Annotated in this window: 18 protein-coding genes; 4 read left to right on the top strand and 14 right to left on the bottom strand. The window is 51.7% G+C overall.

Annotated elements, in window-relative coordinates:
- Positions 1-34 precede the first annotated feature (34 nt).
- The 4 genes from ACLJQJ_RS01360 to ACLJQJ_RS01345 are packed head-to-tail and all read right to left on the bottom strand — an operon-like array spanning position 35 to position 4,686.
- A complete protein-coding gene (locus ACLJQJ_RS01360) occupies positions 35-928 on the bottom strand; it encodes a carbamate kinase (RefSeq protein ID WP_000855343.1) in 894 nt (297 codons plus the stop codon).
- 3 nt (positions 929-931) lie between these two features.
- Positions 932-1,741, bottom strand: a complete 810-nt coding sequence (locus ACLJQJ_RS01355; protein WP_000821191.1) for a DUF2877 domain-containing protein — start codon at positions 1,739-1,741, stop codon at positions 932-934.
- 11 nt (positions 1,742-1,752) lie between these two features.
- Entirely contained in the window at positions 1,753-3,012 is a 1,260-nt protein-coding gene (locus ACLJQJ_RS01350) for a DUF1116 domain-containing protein (RefSeq protein ID WP_000495330.1), read from the bottom strand.
- A gap of 9 nt (positions 3,013-3,021) precedes the next feature.
- The gene (locus ACLJQJ_RS01345) at positions 3,022-4,686 is read right to left on the bottom strand and encodes an acyl-CoA synthetase FdrA (RefSeq protein ID WP_063808866.1); all 1,665 of its coding nucleotides are present in this window, start codon (positions 4,684-4,686) and stop codon (positions 3,022-3,024) included.
- A 315-nt stretch (positions 4,687-5,001) separates the two neighbouring features.
- On the opposite strand from ACLJQJ_RS01345, the gene allD reads away from it, so the two are divergent.
- The 3 genes from allD to allE are packed head-to-tail and all read left to right on the top strand — an operon-like array spanning position 5,002 to position 8,104.
- Entirely contained in the window at positions 5,002-6,051 is a 1,050-nt protein-coding gene (allD, locus tag ACLJQJ_RS01340) for an ureidoglycolate dehydrogenase AllD (protein WP_000703936.1), read from the top strand.
- Positions 6,052-6,072: 21 nt separating this feature from the next.
- Positions 6,073-7,308, top strand: a complete 1,236-nt coding sequence (gene allC, locus ACLJQJ_RS01335) for an allantoate deiminase (RefSeq protein ID WP_000589769.1) — start codon at positions 6,073-6,075, stop codon at positions 7,306-7,308.
- A gap of 10 nt (positions 7,309-7,318) precedes the next feature.
- Entirely contained in the window at positions 7,319-8,104 is a 786-nt protein-coding gene (allE, locus tag ACLJQJ_RS01330) for a (S)-ureidoglycine aminohydrolase (RefSeq protein ID WP_000540985.1), read from the top strand.
- Positions 8,105-8,183: 79 nt separating this feature from the next.
- Here the strand turns inward: allE and glxK are convergent, their stop codons facing one another.
- The 10 genes from glxK to allA form a co-directional block, all read right to left on the bottom strand.
- The gene (gene glxK, locus ACLJQJ_RS01325; protein ID WP_063808867.1) at positions 8,184-9,332 is read right to left on the bottom strand and encodes a glycerate 3-kinase; all 1,149 of its coding nucleotides are present in this window, start codon (positions 9,330-9,332) and stop codon (positions 8,184-8,186) included.
- A gap of 22 nt (positions 9,333-9,354) precedes the next feature.
- Complete coding sequence (locus ACLJQJ_RS01320; protein ID WP_000484505.1) at positions 9,355-10,653, bottom strand: uracil/xanthine transporter; 1,299 nt, start codon at positions 10,651-10,653, stop codon at positions 9,355-9,357.
- Between the two features lie 58 nt (positions 10,654-10,711).
- Positions 10,712-12,073 carry an allantoinase AllB gene (allB, locus tag ACLJQJ_RS01315; protein WP_000006865.1) on the bottom strand — a complete coding sequence of 454 codons (1,362 nt, stop codon included), beginning with the start codon at positions 12,071-12,073 and terminating at the stop codon, positions 10,712-10,714.
- 78 nt (positions 12,074-12,151) lie between these two features.
- Entirely contained in the window at positions 12,152-13,606 is a 1,455-nt protein-coding gene (locus ACLJQJ_RS01310) for an allantoin transporter (protein WP_000401064.1), read from the bottom strand.
- 95 nt (positions 13,607-13,701) lie between these two features.
- Entirely contained in the window at positions 13,702-14,949 is a 1,248-nt protein-coding gene (locus ACLJQJ_RS01305) for an MFS transporter (RefSeq protein WP_000005070.1), read from the bottom strand.
- A 65-nt stretch (positions 14,950-15,014) separates the two neighbouring features.
- Positions 15,015-15,893, bottom strand: a complete 879-nt coding sequence (gene glxR, locus ACLJQJ_RS01300) for a 2-hydroxy-3-oxopropionate reductase (RefSeq protein WP_000765810.1) — start codon at positions 15,891-15,893, stop codon at positions 15,015-15,017.
- Between the two features lie 100 nt (positions 15,894-15,993).
- The gene (gip, locus tag ACLJQJ_RS01295; protein ID WP_000943591.1) at positions 15,994-16,770 is read right to left on the bottom strand and encodes a hydroxypyruvate isomerase Gip; all 777 of its coding nucleotides are present in this window, start codon (positions 16,768-16,770) and stop codon (positions 15,994-15,996) included.
- A 12-nt stretch (positions 16,771-16,782) separates the two neighbouring features.
- Complete coding sequence (gene gcl, locus ACLJQJ_RS01290) at positions 16,783-18,564, bottom strand: glyoxylate carboligase (protein WP_001096868.1); 1,782 nt, start codon at positions 18,562-18,564, stop codon at positions 16,783-16,785.
- Between the two features lie 84 nt (positions 18,565-18,648).
- On the bottom strand, positions 18,649-19,467 hold the full coding sequence (gene allR / locus ACLJQJ_RS01285; protein ID WP_000141265.1) for an HTH-type transcriptional repressor AllR: 819 nt from the start codon (positions 19,465-19,467) through the stop codon (positions 18,649-18,651).
- Between the two features lie 78 nt (positions 19,468-19,545).
- Positions 19,546-20,028 carry an ureidoglycolate lyase gene (gene allA, locus ACLJQJ_RS01280; protein WP_000764659.1) on the bottom strand — a complete coding sequence of 161 codons (483 nt, stop codon included), beginning with the start codon at positions 20,026-20,028 and terminating at the stop codon, positions 19,546-19,548.
- Between the two features lie 226 nt (positions 20,029-20,254).
- On the opposite strand from allA, the gene allS reads away from it, so the two are divergent.
- Positions 20,255-21,181, top strand: coding sequence for an HTH-type transcriptional activator AllS (gene allS / locus ACLJQJ_RS01275; protein ID WP_000460169.1), 927 nt, complete (start codon positions 20,255-20,257; stop codon positions 21,179-21,181).
- The last annotated feature ends 12 nt before the right edge of the window (positions 21,182-21,193 follow it).

Genomic DNA, 21,193 nt, shown 5'->3' with positions numbered 1-21,193 from the left:
TGGGCGGCGCATTCTCTGTCGCCGCCCGTCGCGATCACAGACAGATGCAGGTTCCCGCTCTGCCCGCCAGGGTATCGTCAATACGCGACAATGCGCCAATCCATGCCGGCTTTCCGCACCGCTTCACATATCCGCTTACCGCGGTCACCTTCGGTCCCATCGCGCCATCGGCTTTGGCAAACGGCGCCAGCTCATCGGGCGAAGCCTGACGAATAGCGCGCTGCTGCGGCGTTCCCCAATGTTCATACACCGCATCCGCATCCGTCAAAATGATCAGACCATCGGCCGCTATCTGCTCTGCCAGCAATGCCGCCGCCAGGTCTTTATCTATCACCGCCTCGACCCCTTCGCCCTCGCCGGCAACAGGTACCCCGCCACCGCCGCTGCAAATCACCACATGGCCCTCTTTTAGCAATAACTCAATAGCGGCGCTTTCGATAATCTGACGCGGCGCCGGGGAAGCGACGACACGGCGCAGATATTTTCCATCACGTTTCATATGCCAACCATAAGTCGCTTCCAGCGCCATTTGCTCTTCTGGCGAATAAACGGGACCAATAAACTTTTCCGGTTCAAGAAAAGCAGGATCGTCCGCCGATACCTTTATCCGCGTTAATACTGTAGTCACCGGCGGCATATCGGGTTCAAGCGCCAGACGCTGCGCCAGCATATAGCCGATCATGCCCTGACTTTCCGCTACCAGCACATCCAGCGGATAAGGCTCAACGGCTTTCCAGGCAAGGTTCTGTAAAGCCAACAGGCCGACCTGGGGGCCGTTGCCATGTACTATCGCCAGCCGATACGAGCGGGCAAGTCGCGCCAGCGCAGGCACTGCGTCGGCAATATTGCGATATTGATTCTCTGCCGTTAGCGCTTCTCCGCGCTGCAATAATGCGTTGCCGCCAAGAGCAACTACCAACGTTTTCATTCCCTATCCTTTTACTATTTGTTGTCCAAGCCAGAACCCCAGCAGCGTATCCGCGCCAGAGGTGTGCCCCAGCGCCAGCAGTCCGTCAATCGCCGTTTCTGTGCGAGCATCTCGTCGCAGCGCATGAATAAAGTGGAGTAAAGGCGACGCGAAATAACCCATAGCCGCATAGCGTAAATAACTGACGCTCACGAGCGTCGTCGCCCGATCAAGGCTGCCGGATTGGGCAAAAAAATTACGCCCGGCGCGTTCATCTATGGCGCCAAAATACCAGGCCGCCAGCAACATTCCCGTCAGCGTGTCGTCATGACTGGGCGTTAAGCCCGGCCCTTTACCCAGCCATAGCCGCCAGTCAGTCGCAGCACCTGCAAGCGCCGACTGAAAGCAGTGACAAAACTGGCGAAGTTCCGGACATAGAGGCTGAGCTGCGGCGACGGTTAACGGCCCAAACAGTCCCGTCTCCTCACTACGCTGCATGTACGTCGCGTTAAGACGCGGCGACGCAAGATAGCGTGGAACCCGCAGCGAACAGCGCCTCTCCGGCTCGCATAAAAGAAACTCGCCAATCTGAATACCGGCAGCGGTTGACTGCGGTTTTTCGCCATCGGTGAGCACATCGCGCAATGCGTCAAAATCGCCGCCGCGCAGTATCCACCCTCCCGGACTGAAGCCGCTCCCCCGACGGTGAAGCGTTAATAACTCACCGCTTTTCGCCACAAAATTAATAGAGCGACGCCATACCCCTGACATCTGCCAGGGTTGCCGATAATCCGCCGATTGTCGGCTTGCCATAAGAGGATGGATACGTTTCATGAGACGCTCTCTTAACTTACGCCCATGCTTTCCGCCAGCGCTTCCAGCGCCTGCTCGAAACAGGCCAGCGGCGCACGGACGGTTCCCGCGCCAATCTGTCCAATCCCCGCCTCTTTATGCGCGATACCCGTGTTAATCAGCGGCGTAATTCCGGTCTCGACCACGCGGCGGATATCCAGTCCCAGACAGGCCCCCTGAAAATCCCAGCCGGGGATTTGTAGCTGCATGTTGCGTTCGAGATAAATTTCAGCCATCTCTTCAGAAACAGATTTCGCCGCTTCCATTCCCCCGGCACCGACAAAACGCGTTACGCCAGGCGCGGCAATCATCGCAGCGCCGCCAATACCAAACGTTTCAGTAATGGCGCTGTCGCCCATGTCCGGGTTGGCCTGATCCTGCGAAAAACCGGTAAAAAATAGCCCCTGCGGCGTATTAACAGGCGCGGTGAACCAACGGTCGCCCAGACCGCTAACCCGAATGCCAAACATATCGCCATTACGGGTCATCGCCGTCACAATACTGCCGGCGCGAATCTGCGCGCCCGCGTCCATGGCGGCTTTACAGTAGGCCATCGCCAGATTAAGGAAGAATTGATCGGTGACGCTCAGAAAATCCATCACTTCCGCTATCTGCTGCTTATCATGTTCCAGACGGGCGATATGCGGCGCCAACGTGCGCATCAGCAATGCGGAAGAGGCGATATTGCGCTGGTGGAATTCATCTCCCATCGTAATGCCCTGCGCCATCATTGCGGTCAGGTCGAGCCCCCGCTCCAGACGTCCCAGCGCCGCGCTTAATACCGGCATCAGCACATCGCGCATCCAGCGCAAACGTTGCTGAACATCCTCGCCATAGGCGCCGAAACGCATCACTTTGCCGATCCCTTCGTTGAGATTGCAGTACGCGCGATTGCCGTCGGTGATATTTTCCACGACCAGCATCGGCATACTGGCTGACGTAATACCGCCCATCGGCCCCACGGCGTTAACGTGATGGCAGGGAATAAAGTTGACCTTTCCCTGCTCTAACAGCGCGAGCGCGCTCATTTCATCTTTGGCCCATCCTTCAAACAGGCATGCGCCGATACAGGCGCCTTTCATCGGGCCGGTCATCTCTTGCCAGCGCATCGGCGGGCCGGCATGAAGAAGCGTTTTCCCTTGATTGAGCACGCTAATTAATGAAGAGGCTGGCTTCACATCCAGCCAGTGCGGACGTGCGCGACGAATTTGTTCGATGACTGCAGCGTTGGCTTGCGCCACTGATGTAAACATGGGAACCCCTTATTGCAAACGTTCTAACAGACGAGCCAGTTTTTTATTACCGCCAGCGACAGGCGCCCACTGGTAGTGCACCACGGGCATACCGGCAGCCTGTAAATCCAGCGCGAAGCTACGTAACCCGGCATTAATCACCGCTACCGCTTCCAGTAACCGGGGAGCTGATGGATGAGTGGAAGAGAGAGTGGGTCGAATCAGTTCCGCGGCCAACAGAGTGGCTTCGGGAAGAGAATCCACTACCGTGATGCCGACATCTTCGAGCGCGGCGATTTGTTGCGAGCGGCACTGAGGATCGCGTTCCGTTCCGGTGACGGTTGCGATGGCGAACAGCGGCTGGTCGCTGGCACGTGCGGCACATGCCTTCTGCCAGGCCTGAATCAGCGATGCGGCGGGATCGGCGGTCGCGCCAAAACCAATAACGACGTCCACTAATAACACGCGTACCTGCGGCTGTGCGCCAAGCCCGGCGATAAGCTGATTACGTAACGCCGGGTCAATCATCGGATGTGGTCGCCCAACGGTATAAAAGTCATCGCCCAGATCGATAATCTGGTGGCCATCAGCGTCAAGCATCATGCCATGGTGATGTTCCGTATCCGCCGCGACGCCCAGATAGCTGGCCAGCAGTCCCGCCGCTTCCGCCGCCAGCGTTCCGCCGGTATAGAGACCACGAATCACGCCGCCTGTTGAAACCATTTCTTTACGCTGCGACGTCACGCGAGACAATAAACATGCCAGTCGGGCGGCTTCATCCAGCGTCGAGGCAAACCAGACGTTTTCCTCACGCGCAACGGGAGAGGAAAACCCTAAGAACAGCGCTACAACGGGTTTCCCGGTGGCTTTCATCGCCGCGATAATATGCTGACGAACCGCGTCGGCAGGCGGTTTGGAGACAAAGGCCAGCACCTGGCTCTTTTCATCCGCGCTGAGTATGTCCAGTGCCGTTAGCGCGCTGATCCCGCCGACCTCGGCGCTCAAATCGCGTCCGCCAAGCCCGATGGCATGGGTAATCCCTTCCCCCGCCAGCGCAATCTGTGAACAGAGCTCCTGAATACCGGTGCCGGAAGCGCCAATCACCCCGATGTTGCCCTCTGGCATGACGTTAGCGAAAGCCAGCGGCGTATTGGCGATCATAGCGGTGCCGCAATCCGGCCCCATGACCAGCAGTCCTTTATCACGCGCCCGGCGTTTTAGTCTGATTTCATCGTCCAGCGTGACATTATCGGAGAAGATCATCACGTTCAACGAACGATCCAGCGCCTGCTCTGCCAGTTCCGCCGCATATTCGCCGGCCACCGATACCAGCGCCAGATTCGCCTCTGGCAGTTTCTGACAGGCGCTTTCCCAGCGTCTGACCTGGATTAACGACTGGCTGCCGCTGCTTCCCTGCGCCAACTGCTGCAATGCTTCTTCGAGCTGTTGCACAATCACCTGCGTAATGCCGTCATCTACCGCTTCGGTACGAATCGCCACGCAAATGTCATTGGGCGTAGCGCCATGAAAATCGTCATGCCAGAAACCGGTAGTTTCCAGCAGCGACTTATTCGCAGGCGTTCCCATCATTACCGATACATCATCAACATTTTCGGACTCACTCAGCTTTCGAGAAATAATCATTAAGCTGACAGAGTCCTGAAAACACCCTTTTTTAATAAAGGCGTGGATCATAACAACTCCTTAATAATTGCACCCATTGCAATTGCACGAGCAGTGTTAATGTGCGCTTCACGGTATATATCCGGGAGGGTAAATAGAGTGATTAACGTCACATCAAATTTATTAACAAAAGAATTCAAACAACGGCTAAAGGATTAGTTATGATTTTCTAAAAAAGCTTTTTATTTAAGCAAAAAGATAAAACCCGCCTGATTATCAAATAAATTCTAATTATATTTTTTTGCCTGTCTGGATCACATAATCATTTTATTTTCCCGGTATGTTAATCGCAGTCATGCTTCACACCGTCGTTAAAAAGGAAGACAGATGAAAATCAGTCGGGAAACACTCCATCAGCTTATCGAAAATAAGCTTTATAAAGCCGGACTAAAACGTGAGCACGCCGCCATCGTCGCCGACGTACTGGTTTATGCAGATGCCAGAGGTATTCACTCACATGGCGCCGTACGCGTTGAATATTATGCCGAACGAATTTCAAAAGGCGGCACCAACCGGGAGCCGACGTTCCGCATTGAGAATACCGGTCCCTGTACGGCGATACTGCATGCCGATAATGCTGCCGGACAGGTCGCAGCCAAAATGGGAATGGAGCATGCTATTGAAATAGCGAAAAAAAATGGCGTCGCGGTTGTCGGCATTAGCAGAATGGGCCATAGCGGCGCCATCTCTTATTTCGTCCGCCAGGCTGCTCGCGAAGGCCTGATCGGTCTGTCTATCTGTCAGTCCGATCCTATGGTCGTGCCGTTTGGCGGGGCGGATATTTACTATGGCACTAATCCGCTGGCCTTTGCCGCGCCGGGCGAAGGCGATGACATCATTACCTTCGATATGGCCACCACCGTGCAGGCCTGGGGAAAAGTCCTCGATGCACGGTCCCGCAATGAGTCCATTCCGGAGAGTTGGGCCGTCGATAAAAATGGCGCGCCGACACATGATCCTTTTGCCGTCAATGCGTTATTACCCGCCGCAGGCCCGAAAGGTTACGGCCTGATGATGATGATCGATATTCTGTCCGGTATTCTGCTGGGGCTGCCGTTTGGCCGCCAGGTCAGTTCGATGTATGAAGATTTACACGCCGGACGCAATTTAGGACAACTTCATCTGGTCATTAATCCGGCGTTCTTCTCTTCCTGTGAATTATTCCGCAAACATATTAGTCAGACCATGCAGGAACTCAATTCCGTGAAGCCCGCCCCCGGTTTTAAACAGGTTTATTATCCTGGACAGGATCAGGATATTAAACAGAAAAATGCCGATATGAATGGTATCGATATTGTTGATGATATTTATCAATATCTGATTTCCGATGCCCTCTATCTCAAGTCATACGAAACAAAAAATCCCTTTGCCCAATAATTATTGAAACAGGAATTTTCTATGATAAAGCATTTTCGCCACGCGATAGAAGAAACATTGCCCTGGCTCTCTTCCATTGGAGCCGATCCTACGGGCGGAATGACGCGTTTACTTTATTCGCCTGAGTGGCTGGAAACACAGCAGCAGTTTAAAAAGCGAATGGCAGAAAGCGGTCTGGAAACACGCTTTGATGACGTCGGAAATTTATATGGCCGCCTTTGCGGCACACAATTTCCGGAGCAGGTGATTTTAAGCGGTTCGCATATTGATACGGTCGTCAACGGCGGCAATCTGGACGGGCAATTTGGCGCGCTTGCCGCCTGGCTGGCGCTCGACTGGCTAAAAGCGACCTACGGCGCGCCGCTGCGCACCGTCGAGGTAGTATCAATGGCTGAGGAAGAAGGCAGCCGTTTCCCTTACGTTTTTTGGGGCAGCAAGAACATTTTTGGCCTGGCGAATCCTGAAGAGGTACGCCATATCCAGGACGCCAAAGGCACAGGCTTTGTCGACGCTATGCAGGCGTGCGGATTTACCCTTCCCGCCGCGCCGCTCGCTGCGCGAACCGATATCCGCGCCTTTGTTGAATTGCATATTGAGCAAGGCTGCGTTCTGGAGAGCAACGGACAGTCGATTGGCGTCGTCAACGCCATCGTCGGGCAACGTCGCTACACGGTGACGCTCAACGGCGAGTCCAACCATGCAGGCACAACGCCAATGGGCTATCGTCGCGATACGGTGCACGCCTTCAGTCGTATTTGCAGTCAGTCCATTGAAAAAGCCAAACAGCATGGCGATCCCCTGGTATTAACGTTCGGCAAAGTTGAGCCGCAGCCGAATACGGTCAATGTAGTCCCTGGAAAAACCACATTTACAATCGATTGCCGGCATACGGACGCCGCCGTACTTCGCGAATTTACCGAACAGTTGGAAAACGATATGCGCGCCATCTGCGATGAAATGGATATCAGCATCGATATCGATTTGTGGATGGACGAAGCGCCGGTGCCGATGAACGCCGAACTGGTCGCGGCCCTCACCAGGCTGTGTGAAACCGAACAACTGAACTATCGCATAATGCATAGCGGCGCAGGTCATGACGCGCAAATTTTCGCGCCGCGCGTCCCTACCTGTATGATTTTCGTCCCCAGCATTAATGGTATCAGCCATAACCCGGCGGAACGTACCAACATTAATGACCTTGCTGAAGGGGTCAAAACTCTGGCATTAATGCTGCATCAACTTGCCTGGCAAAAATAAGGAGCCATCAATGGGATATCTGAATAACGTCACGGGTTACCGCGATGATTTACTGGCGAACCGCGCCATTGTGAAACACGGTAACTATGCGCTCTTAACGCCGGACGGTCTGGTGAAAAATATTATTCCCGGCTTTGAAAACTGTGACGTCACCATCCTTTCGACGCCGAAGCTGGGGGCTTCTTTCGTCGATTATCTGGTCACCTTACATCAGAATGGCGGCAACCAGCAGGGCTTTGGCGGCGAGGGGATTGAAACTTTTCTCTATGTCATTACGGGAAATATTGAAGCTAAAGCAGAAGGAAAAACATTCTCTTTAACCCAGGGCGGATACCTCTATTGTCCACCGGGCGAGATGATGACCTTTAGCAACGCTCAAACGGAAGACAGCCAGCTATTTTTATATAAACGCCGCTATACTCCTGTCGAGGGGCATGCCCCGTGGTTGGTTTCCGGCAATGCCAGCCAGCTGGAGCGTATTCATTATGAAGGCATGGAAGATGTTATTCTGCTGGATTTCCTGCCTAAAGAGCTGGGCTTCGATATGAATATGCATATTCTGTCGTTCGAACCGGGCGCCAGCCACGGCTATATTGAAACCCACGTCCAGGAACATGGCGCTTATATCCTTTCCGGCCAGGGAGTTTATAACCTCGACAACAACTGGGTGCCGGTGAAAAAAGGCGACTACATCTTCATGGGCGCTTATTCCCTGCAGGCCGGATACGGTGTAGGTCGTGGCGAAGCATTCAGCTACATCTACTCCAAAGACTGTAACCGCGACGTTATGATTTAACGGCGGGCAGCCCTCCTGATTATTTTTTATTTAGCTATGTTGGATTTTGCCACGGTGAGAACCGTGGCTTTTTTTATGCTTAATGAGTCCCGATGTCCTGGCCAAGTTTGATGACGCGGGCAATATTACAGGCGCTGTGGTAGAGATTTTGTTCACCGTTCGCCAGAACTTCCGGCAAAGGCGCCAGCCGCGGCAAAATACTGAATACGGCATCAATACCGTGGCGATGGACCACTTCCACGCCGTCGCCCAGTACGCCGGCAATGCCGATAACCGGGACGTGATGCCGTTTCGCCACTGACGCAACGCCTATCGGCGCTTTTCCTCCCGCCGTTTGCGAGTCGATTCGCCCTTCTCCGGTAATCACCAGCGAAGCCTCTTTTACCGCCTCCTCCAGCTTCACCGCCTGCATAACAATCTCAATACCGGGCTTCATTTCCGCTTCCAGGAAGACGATAGCGGCAATCCCCATTCCTCCGGCCGCGCCACCGCCCGGTATTTGAGACATGTCGCGTCCGGTCAGAGCATGTAAGACACGGGCATAATTACGTAATCCATTTTCCAGCGTCTCGACCATTTCAGGCGTCGCCCCTTTCTGCGGACCGAATACCGCCGCCGCGCCGCGTGGCCCCACCAACGGGTTATCAACATCACAGGCGACCTCAATACGACACTCTGAAATACGCGGATCGCACCCCTGCAGGTCAATGCTCGCCAGGCGCGATAAATTGCCCCCTCCGGCGCCAAGCGGCGTTCCCTGCGCGTCCAGAAAACGCACACCGAGCGTCTGCGCTACTCCCATTCCGCCATCCACCGTGGCGCTGCCGCCGATACCCAGAATAATATGGCGAATCCCCGCGTCTAGGGCGTGACGAATCAATTCGCCGGTGCCGAAACTGGATGCCAGCAGCGGATTACGCGCCTCGGGCGCCACCAGCATCAATCCGCTCGCCGCCGCCATTTCAATAATCGCCGTTTTGCCGTCGCCGGTCAGGCCATAAAATCCGTTTACTTTTTCCCCCATCGGCCCGCTAACGTCCACAGAAACCCGTTTCCCGCCGGTCGCAGCCACCATCGCGTCCACGGTTCCTTCTCCACCATCGGCGATCGGTAAACAGACATAGCGCGCATCAGGAAATACGGTTGAAAATCCCGCTTTAATAGCCTGACAGCATTTATCAGCGCTTAAGCTCTCTTTAAATGAATCTGGCGCAATTACAATCTTCATCATGTCTCCTTGTTTTCTCATGTTATTTAATGCGTTCCCACGGAATAAGATTTTCCATAAGCACTGCCAGTAAGATTCCCACCAGTAATCCGTTGCTAAGCAGAGGACGAATCATCAGTGGAAGATCCTGTAAATAGACCGGAGGAAGCCCCATCAAAAAAATGCCGACAAAAAGCGGTAATGCCAGGCGATAAATATTCCGCGCGGTAAACGTAATTTGCTGGCTAAAAACCAAACCGGAATAAAGTAAAGGTAAATAAGAGACCAGCATAACGGCGCTGCTGATCGCCAGTGGAATAGCGCAAAATAAGCGGGTTAACGGCGTTATAATGGCAACCAGCAGACACAGCGCGCTACCGCAGATAAAGGATTTGCGAGAACTGTCGCCGGTTTGCGTTAATAAACCAATGGAAGATACAAAAGGCGAAAAAGGCACGACCGCGAAAGGCACCGTCACTAACGTCATCAGTCCGGAAATCATAAAGCTTCGGCGATAACGAGAACTGCCCGACCCTTGATGCAGATAAAAGATATCGGTACCGCGGATGGCGCCGTAAGTGTTGCTGATGTTGACTAACCCCGTCATCACCGCCGTCACAATAATACCCGGCATCAGCGTGCCGTGGCTGCCCAGCGGAAACCATCGCCAGCTTAATTCACCCGGCGGTAAGTGTGATGAAGGAAAGCATAACCGCCATAGCCCCCACCCGACCACGGTCCCTACCAGTAACGCGTAACGGGAGATACGCTGTTGTAGGAAAATAATCATCGCGAGGATAAAACACATCACCGCGACCGCCAGCCCAAAGGGGGCCAATTTGATTCTGGCGCTGGTATCGGCAATACCAAAAGGCAGCCCCAGCATGCCTTTAAAAAATATTGAGGTCAGCTGCGCGCCCAAAAGCAGCATGAAAAAAACCATTACCGCCGGCGTAAACAGGCGAGCCAGACGGTGTCCTAACCCGCTAATGCCGATAAATATCGTCACCATTGCGGAGATCGCGATCCCGACCGACAGGCTGGAAGCGATATCGTTCAGCGGCGTGCCGCGAGACGCCTCGCCAAGCGTAATCGTAAGAATAGCGCCCCACCACAGCCCTGTCGGCCCTTCCATAATGGCGCGGCGATGGCCGCAAAATGCCTGAACCAGGCAGGCCAACGCGGTGGTCAAAAAAGCGTATTGTGTGAGCATTAACAGGTTATCAGCGGGAAGATGAAAAGCGGACAGCAAGGTAGGGGGAACCACAACCGTGTTACAGAAAATAAAGAAAAACCACTGAAAGCCGGACAATACACTTTCGCGGTTAATAACAGGGAACATATCCACACCTTAAAATAGAGAATGCCCGTCGTGACGACGGGCATTAAATCACACCGGATTACTGCTGATGTTTAAGGATAAACTGACCTTTTGGCGGCACAGGGAAGCCATGCTCGATGTCATAAATAACATCGCCGCGCAAAATCGTTTTGGTAATACGCGCGCCAATAGTACGGCCAACATACGGACTGACTTTATGGCGATATTCCAGATCTTCATTTTTCAGAACATAGCTGCTGTCAGGCTGAATAAAGACCAGGTCAGCATCTTTGCCGGGGGCAATACGTCCTTTATGTTTCAGACCAAAAATATCGGCGGCGTTGGTCGCCATTAATTTGCCAAACATCGGCAACGACATACCGCGTTTTTGCACCGCTTCATCAAACATGACGTCCATGCAGTTTTGCAGTCCGGCAATTCCGCCCCATGCTTGCATGATATTGCCTGCTTTCATTTCCGGAGGGCATGGAGAGTGGTCGGATACCAGGCAGTCGATTTCGCCGTTAAACAGTTTTTCCCACATCCCTTTCTGGTTTTCCTGGTCGCGAATTGGCGGAGAACATTTTGCCAGGGTGCCAATCTCTTCGAACTGATCGGTATCGAGGACAAAATAGTGCGGGCACGATTCACAGGTGACATCCTGACCTTCCTGACGCGCGCGCGTTACTTCCTCTACCCCCTCCGGGCTGCTGATATGGCAAACGTGCAGACGGCAACCTGCCGCTTTCGCCAGATACAGCACGCGACGAATGGCTTCCACTTCAGTAAATACCGGACGTGAGGCGACATAATCATGCGCCGTTACGCGTCCTTCGCGTTTAGCTTCTTCACCCAGCTCATCGCAAATCAGAGCATTTTCGCAATGTACCAGTACCGTCTGGTCCATTTCCCCCAGTTTTTGCGCGCCTTTGTAAAACTGCCAGTCATTAACGTCGCGAAAATCATTATCGATGCCACGATCGCCGCAGGTGGCGACAAAGCACTTGAAGCCGACAACGCCCACTTCGTCCAGCTCATGCAGCCGATCCAGGTTATAAGAAACCAAACCGCCCAACTGCGCGGCGTCGATGGTCAATTTACCTTTTGCCGCGTCAAACTTGAGTTCAATCGTCTCACGATCGACCGTCGCCGGCAGCTGATTGAGCGGCATCTCAATCATCGTGGTAATACCGCCTTTCGCCGCCGCGCGGGTACCGGTTTCATAGCCTTCCCAGTGGGTACGGCCCGGTTCAGAAATGTGGGTATGCGCGTCAACCATGCCCGGCGAAACGATCAATCCCGTCGCATCCAGCACATTTTTCGCTTCCCCCAGGTTTTCGCCAATCGCGGCGATTTTTCCGCCCTGGACGGCGATATCGATAACTCTCGCTTCGTTTTCTAAGATGACAGTACCGTTCTTAATAATTAAATCAAAAGACATAACAAACTCCTTGTATGGATACAGATAGTTTTTAAATAGCGCACACTTCATTAAATACGCTTAATGCTTTTTCAATATTTAACCTGCGAGTTTTTGCTCTCCTGTATTTTCAAAACCCGTGCGTTTCTTCAATAGCGCATAAGCAACGAACGCAACTATTACGCCTACAAACCAGGACACGCGGGATAAAGGCTCCATAAATGGTATAAACTTGCCGCCTAATGACAGAATGACTGCGACCAGGGTGACTGAAAATGCAGTCAGGTTAAATCCATTATCATAATATTTGTAATCACCGCTGGCGGTGTACAGCTCATCAAGATTAATTTTTCCACGCATTACCACAAAATAATGAGCTAACATTACGCCGATTACCGGGCCAAGCATACCGCCGATAATATCGAGGAACAGATAAATACTGTCCTGATTCTCCATTAATTTCCATGGGCAAATCAGTAGACTGATAATACTGGCAATCATTACGCCATTTTTATAGTTAAGCTTTGTCGGGGCAAGCGCCGCAATTTGATACCCCGCAGGTATAATATTACCGGTGGCGTTGGTTGAAATTGTCGTCATCAGAATCACCAGCACCGCAAAGAATGAAGCAAACAGGCTGTCCCAGCGCTGCACAATATCCAGCACGTTCCAGGTATCCATACCATAATGAATACTGGCTCCGGCAATAATGCACACGCTGGCTACGGCGAATAATATATACGCTACGATAAGCCCCAGTGTTTGTCCCAATGCCTGAGCGCGAAATGAATGCGCGTTTTGCGTGAAATCGGACGCGCTTACCGCTGGCGCAGCCCAGACGGCGACTACGGCGTTAATCACCACCAGGAACAGAAAGCCGCTGTGCTCTGCTTTTTGCACGCCTGAAGGCAGATAGTCCAGAATCGGGCCAATGCCGACCAGCGATATTGCCCAAATAGCCATGCCGCCAAAGACAATGTAAATACATGGATTGAGGATAGCGGTAAATTTATTTAATACTTTACCACCGCCAAAACCGATGCCAACGTTAATAATCCAAAAAATTAGAAAAGTAATTAGTCCTGGCAGTGAAAGACCCAGCAGCTTGAAATCTCCGCCTAATGTCAGAAATCCTGGCCAGATCTTCCCAATCAAAATAAGAAATGCCAGCGATCCCGCGTAACACTGCAAGCCGAACCACATAATTGCCGCGATTCCCCCTCGTAATAATCCAGGGAATAGCGCGCCGCGGACGCCGTAAGAACCTCGCAATATCATAGCAAAAGGAACGCCATATTTGCTGCCTGCCGCGCCATTCATTACCATCGCTGCCGCAATAAATAATGCGCTGATAATAATGGCCAACATGATATTAAATGTTGATAGCCCCAGTATAAAAAAACCGCCGACCATAACGTAATTTGGCACGTTATGTACAGATCCCATCCATAAGGTGAAATAGTTAAATGCTTTCCAGTTTCGTTGGGTTTCTGTTTTAGGTAATAAGTCTTCGCTATAACCGCGCTGCTGGTATAGCTCTCTTTGATGTTCCATAAATCCCTCTTTTCACGCATCGGATAACGTTGTTATGGGTTTAGCTATGAGGAACAAATAAATATAAAATAAAGAAACAGTAGATATAATTATTTTTAAGCTGAAGCAATACGTTGTGTTGCTTTCTTTTTATATAAAGTGACGACAGCAAAGATCAGCGTTCCGGTAACCACTAAACATGCTGAAATCACAAAACTGATCTCCTTCGACCCCGTTACATCCGAAATAAATCCGGTCAACGTTGGAGCGACAACCGCTGAACTCATGCCAAAGAAGTTAAAAAGGCTGAAAGCTCTTCCCAGACTTTTTGCCGAAGCCTGTTCAGATACAAAGGAGATCAGGATCGGGTCTACCGCCATTTTCCCCAGCAAGCCGTATAGCGTCAGGCTGACCATCAGCATCGTGGTATTCGGGGACAAAACCGTAAACGCCAACATTGCAGCCGCCACAATTTCCAGACCGAGAATAACCTTAACTTTACTGTTACGGAATTTATCTGACAGATGGCTAAAAAATAATGCCCCCGGTACGCCAACCACCGCTACCAGCGCTGATGCCAGCCCGATAGCTCCGCCATCAAATCCTCTTTCAGTCTGGAGATAAGAGGGCAGCCAGGTCACTATCAAATAATAACCGTAGCAGGTACAGAAATAGAGGAAGTAAACGCTACACAATAAACCAGAGAATAAAGGCGCGCGTTTCTCATCTTCCGTAACGGTTTGGGTTTGCTTTTCCGCTTGCGCAGAGTCGCTTTTGGCTTTACCGCGAATGATCAGCGTAAAGACGCACAGCATGATTACTAATATCGCGGCCACGATATACAGTACATTCTGCCAGGCCATGCTCATGTTTTTTACTAACACGCTGGAACCGATTAAGCCAATCCCCATCCCTATAGCCGACCCGCTGTTGATAATCGCGTTGGCTAATGCCCGACGGGCCTGCGGCACGTTTGCCGAAGAGAGTGAATAAGCCGAGCTAAAGAAAGAAGCGCATCCGCCACCTGCCATTAGCGACCCTATATAGATCATGGTCAGGCCATTGGCTTTCGCGATACAGAGTGTACCAATAATAAAAAGCGTAAATCCGGCCATCAGCATGATTTTTTGACCGAATTTATCGACCAATATTCCGCAAGGGATTTGCATACTGCAGTAAGCAAAAAAGTAAAAACTTGCAATGGCGCCTATTTCAGCATTACTTACATTGTCTAAAGATGCCTGAATTTCTGGATAAATTGGCGTAAGCACGGTGCGATAGATCCAAATCGCTACCCAGCCCAGACTCATTACGACAACAATTTGTTTCCAGTAATCAATTCCGGATTTTTTAGTTTCACTCATGTTCTTCACCTTTACAGAGTGTTCCTTGTGAACAGGTATCGCTGCAGCCGCAGCGATACACATAATTAGGACAATTTATGATTGGCCATTAATTCCAGCGCCTGTACCATTGCCGAATGATCAAGCTGGCTCCCGCCATTTGCCGCACAGGTATTGAATAATTCCTGGCAGGTCGCCGTATTCGGTAAATTCAGCGCCAGCGCTTTTGCGCTTTGCAATGCAAGATTAAGGTCTTTCTGATGAAGCGCGATTTTGAAACCAGGCTCGAACGTCCGGTTGATCATCCGCTCGCCGTGAACTTCCAGAATGCGTGAAGAGGCGAACCCGCCCATTAACGCCTGGCGCACGCGTACCGGATCGGCACCTGCTTTTGAAGCAAACACTAAGGCTTCAGAAACCGCTTCAATATTCAGCGCAACAATAATTTGGTTAGCCACCTTACAGGTTTGCCCATCCCCATTGCCGCCCACCAGGGTGATATTTTTTCCCAGGATGTCAAAGAGCGGTTTAACGCGGTCAAAGACTTTCTGCTCGCCGCCGACCATAATCGACAGAGTGCCTTCACGCGCCCCGATTTCTCCCCCGGAAACCGGGGCATCCAGGTAATCAGCGCCCATTTCATTAACGCGCTGGGCAAAACGTTTGGTTTCGATAGGAGAAATAGAACTCATATCGACGATGGTTTTTCCCTGAAGCGATGTTTTAGCGCAACCGTGTTCGCCAAATAACACGTCTTCAACCTGCGGCGTATCCGGCACCATTATGAAGATGATGTCTGCAAATTCAGTTACCTGACGTGCAGTCTCAACATTTACCGCCCCCAGCGAGAGCAGTTCGTCCGCGACCGGACCAATAGTCGTAACGTGTAATTGATGACCGGCGCGTGCCAAATTGATAGCCATTGGCGAGCCCATAATTCCCAGGCCAATAAATCCCAGTTTCATATACAACCTCTTTTATTGCTTTCGGTGTTTCCAGATTCAGGCAACACAATCCCCTTCCAACACAGTGGAAAAAAAAGCGCTGCCCGAATTATTCTGCGTTTTAACGGTACTGATTAATCCACGATAATCCCGCTTCCGTGGTAGTCAGTGGTTTATATTCACAGCCAACCCAGCCATCATAACCAGACTGTTTAATGACATTAAAAATAAAGTCATAATTAATTTCCCCTGTCCCCGGCTCGCCGCGACGCGGGTTATCAGCAATCTGTAAATGGCCTATTTTATCGGCCCATGCCGTCATGGTTTGCGTTAATTCCCCTTCCATGCGTTGCATGTGATAAATATCATACTGAATTTTGATATTATCGCTGCCGATATCCTTAATTAATGCTAACGCCTGTTGAGTGCCGGTGAGATGGAATCCCGGCATATCAAAGTGATTAATAGGTTCGATAAGTAATAAAATGTCTTCTTTCGCCAGCATATTTGCCGCATAGCGCAGGTTTTCGACCAACGTGTCGTGGATCTCCGTTGCGGAGAATCCTGACGGCGTTTTACCCACCAGACAATTTATTTTCTTATTGCCTAACGCACGTGCATAGCGGATTGCGGCCGCTACGCCATCGCGAAACTCTTCTTCGCGCCCAGGAATACAGGCAATTCCACGTTCGCCAGCCGCCCAGTCGCCAGCCGGTAAATTATGTAACGTATGTTCCAGATTATTATCCCTGAGCTTACGTTTTAACACTTCGATGTCGTTATCGTAGGGAAACATGAATTCCACGCCGCGAAATCCCGACAACGCCGCTTTATCAAAGCGTTCCAGGAAATCATATTCCGTAAACAGCATAGAAAGATTGGCAGAGAAACGTAACATCGATTACCTCCCTTACTCATATTTCATAAAACAGGTTTCTGTTGGCGCATCTTTCGCACTATCCGCAACCTCTTCAAACTCGGTTACGTTATCCAGTTCGCTGCCCATGGAAATATTGGTTACGCGTTCCAGAATGACTTCCACCACCACCGGAACGCGATATTGCGCCATTAGCGCTTTGGCTTGTTCAAATGCAGGCGCAATATCTTCCGGTTTAAAGACACGAATGGCTTTACAGCCTAACCCTTCCGCCACTTTTACATGGTCAACGCCATAGCCATTCACTTCGCTGGAGTTGATATTTTCAAAGGCGAGCTGTACGCAGTAGTCCATGTCAAATGCGCGTTGCGACTGGCGAATCAGGCCAAGATAAGCGTTGTTAACCAGCACATGGATATACGGAATGTTAAACTGCGCGCCGACGGCTAACTCTTCGATCAGGAACTGGAAGTCGAAATCGCCGGAAATCGCCACCACATTGCGTTGCGGATCGGCAGCACATACCCCTAATGCCGCTGGGATTGTCCAGCCAAGAGGCCCCGCCTGGCCGCAGTTGATCCAGTGTCTGTCTTTAAACACATGCAGCATCTGCGCTGCCGCGATTTGCGACAATCCAATGGTGGTGACATAGCACACATCGCGACCAAAGGCTTTGTTCATCTCTTCATAGACGCGCTGCGGCTTCACTGGCACGTTGTCAAAGTGGGTTTTACGCAGCAAAGTCCGTTTACGCTGCTGGCATTCGTCCACCCAGGTCTTCCGGCATGGCAAACGCCCCGCCTTTTGCATCTCCTGCGCGACATCGATCAGCAACGTTAGCGCCGCTTTGGCGTCCGAAACGATGCCCAGATCCGGGCACAACACGCGGCCAATTTGCGTCGGTTCAATATCGATATGGATGATTTTTCGCCCCTGAGTATATTTCTCAACGGACCCCGTATGACGGTTGGCGAAACGGTTACCGATGCCAAAAACCATATCAGATGCCAGCAGAGTGGCGTTGCCGTAGCGATGCGCCGTTTGCAGGCCGACCATCCCCGCCATTAAGGGGTGATCGTCCGGGATACAGCCCCAGCCCATCAGAGTAGGGATCACCGGTACGCTGGTCAGTTCGGCAAACTGCTGCAGCAGTGGCGCGGCGTCGGCGTTAATAACCCCGCCGCCCGCGACAATTACCGGACGCTCGGACTGAATCAGCATCTCCAGCGCCTTTTCAATCTGTACTCGGCTGGCGGCTGGCTTATATACCGGCAACGGCTCATACATATCCGGATCGAATTCGATCTCCGCAACCTGGACATCAAACGGTAAATCAACCAGTACAGGACCTGGGCGGCCTGAGCGCATCAGATGAAAAGCCTGCTGTAATACGCGCGGCACCAGCGCCGCCTCACGAACCGTCACTGCCATCTTGCTGACTGGTTTTGCAATCGCTTCAATATCGACTGCCTGGAAATCTTCCTTGTGCAGACGCGCTCGTGGCGCCTGGCCGGTAATGCATAAAATCGGGATAGAGTCGGCAGAAGCGGAATAGAGCGCGGTGATCATGTCGGTTCCCGCCGGGCCGGAAGTGCCCAGGCAGACCCCAATATTACCTGCAGCCGCACGTGTGTAGCCCTCAGCCATATGCGAAGCGCCTTCCACATGACGCGCCAGTATATGGCGAATGCCTCCATGCTTACGCATTGCAGAATAGAAGGGGTTGATTGCAGCCCCAGGAACGCCGAATGCTGTGGTGATACCTTCTTTTTCCAGCACATACATTGCCGCATCCACGGCTCTCATTTTTGCCATTTTATTGCTACCTCTTTTTATTGGAAAAAGTTTCCAACTTTTAAAAATTTTAAAAAAGTCCCGCTCCAGCGAGCGGGATGCGGCTCAGGCTACAGGGGGTTTTAGCCCAAGCGCCGTACTGATGTCTTTCGCAGTATCCCGTACCAGTTCACCCTGGCTGATAAAGCGATCTTCCGTCAGCCGGGAAGCCGGTCCCGATATTGAGATAGCGGCGACCACGCTGCCCGCATCGTCATAGATAGCGGAGGCGATACAATTCAGCCCGACAACATGTTCTTCCTGGTCAACGGTGTAGCCCTGTTCACGCGCCTGTTCCAGATTTTTAAGCAGGATAGGTAAATCCACCAGAGTGGTCGGCGTAAACCGCCGCAAACCGGTATTGACGACGATCCCCACCAGCTCTTCTTCGGTGAGCGGGTAAAGCAGCGCTTTTCCGGCGCCGGAAGCATGTAACGGCAGACGACTCCCTAAGGGCGCGCACATTCTGACCATCGATTTGCACTCCTTTTGACCGATTAACACCGCTTCATTACCGTTGCGAATCGCTACGTTGACCGTCTCGCCAGAAAGCAGCATAAGTCGGTGCATAAAGGGTCCGGCCACCGAGAGGACATCGCGATTATGAATATACGCAGAGCCCACATTAAATACGCCTAAACCAATATGCCACCAGCCAAGCTGGCTATCCTGGTACACAAAATCAGCCGCTTGCAGTACCTTTAACAGGCGAAACGTCGTAGAAAGCGGTAAATCCAGGCTGCCGGAAATATCGCTAACTGATGAACTGCCGCCGCTTCTTTCGAGATATTGCAATATCGCTATGCCCCTCTCCAGCGCCTGAGCGCCTTTCTGCGCAGTCGGCTCTGCCTGTCCTGGCCTGCCGCGTCGTCTTACTTCCGTCATATTTACGTTAACTCCGGCCCAAAATATGAGCATAAACAATGAACAATATGTTCATCTTATGCAAGAAGGCCAATAGCGTCACGCAAAACAGAGTTCATGTGTCGGGATACTTTCAACATCACAGTTATCGCTGCCGCCGCGATCCACCGTCAGAAAATCGGTAACCGTCTGCCACGCAAACAGCGGGTGATGCCATACATTACGGTGATAATTGACGCCCTGCCGTCCATTGCTAATAAACGCCCGCAGCGTGGAGAGATCGGGTTTATCATCGCCGAGCGCGACAATAACGACAAAAGCCTCGCCGTTCATCGGCACAAACGCCTGCGTACCTAAAGGATGACGTTCCAGTTCATGTACCACAATAGGCATCGCTGCCGGTTGCGCCCTGTTAATACTGATCAGCGTGCGATCCTGCTCCAGAACTTCAACCTTCGCCAGGTCGTGATATCGCTCAACTAACCCGTTGTTTATATGAAAAAAGTCACGTTCCTGCGTCTCAATAACATCGCCATAAGCGCTGAACGTCTTCTGATCTAACGGTAATACCTCAAGTTTCATTATTTTTCCCTTGTAGCTCGATTCCGTTTAACCGCGGTTTGGACTCTGTCCGGTTTCAATACCATGCAATCTAAAACCTTCGGGATTTAACATCAACATAAAAGTTGGAATATTTTTCCAAAAGTAGATTTAGACCACAAATCAAACATGGCTATTATGTAAAACTACTTAAAAATCATAGGAAAACAATTCTGGTTTTATCAGGATCGTAAGGAGGCGTCTGACGATGTTTGACCCGGAAACACTGCGTACCTTTATCAGCGTTGCCGAAACGGGGAGTTTCTCCAAAGCGGCGGAGCGCCTGTGTAAAACCACGGCAACCATTAGCTACCGCATCAAACTGCTGGAGGAAAATACCGGCGTAGGGCTGTTCTTTCGCACAACGCGAAGCGTCTCGTTGACGGCGGCGGGCTCTCACCTTCTCTCTCAGGCAAAAGACTGGCTTGCGTGGCTGGATAGCATGCCTGACGAGCTACGCCAGGTTAACGACGGCGTAGAGCGTCAGGTCAATATTGTGGTGAATAACCTGCTCTATAGCCCGCAAGCGGTCGCCAGTCTCTTATCGTGGCTTAATGCGCGTTACCCTTTCACTCAGTTTCACTTTTCCCGGCAAATTTATATGGGCGTCTGGGATTCGCTCCTGTATGAAGGTTTTTCGCTGGCGATTGGCGTAACTGGCACCGAGCCGTTGGCTAATACCTTTATGCTCGACCCTTTAGGTTCCGTACAATGGCGTTTTGTGATGTCCGCGGATCATCCTTTAGCTCACGTCAGCGGGCCTCTAACAGAAGCGCAGCTGCGCCGTTTCCCGGCAATTAATATCGAAGACAGCGCGCGTACGCTGACCAAGCGGGTAGCCTGGCGCCTTCCGGGGCAGAAGGAAATTATCGTGCCTGATATGGAAACCAAAATCGCCGCTCATCTGGCAGGCGTCGGTATCGGTTTTGTCCCGCAGCCGCTTTGTCAAACGCTGATCGACAAAAACGAACTGGTGAGCTGTACCATTCCGACGATGCGTCCGCCCTCACCGTTAAGCCTCGCCTGGCATAAATTTGGCGGAGGCAAAGCGGTAGAAGACATTGTGAAATTATTTACCCAACGACAGCCCGAAATAGCCGGTTTTTTATCCATTTTCAACACGGTACGCTGTTAAAAATCAAGCCAC

It is taken from the genome of Salmonella sp. SAL04202 (assembly GCF_046550775.1).
In the GTDB taxonomy this organism is placed as follows: Bacteria; Pseudomonadota; Gammaproteobacteria; order Enterobacterales; family Enterobacteriaceae; genus Salmonella; species Salmonella enterica.
Note: the sequence above shows the minus strand (reverse complement) of the source record. Positions and strands in the feature narration are given on the sequence as shown.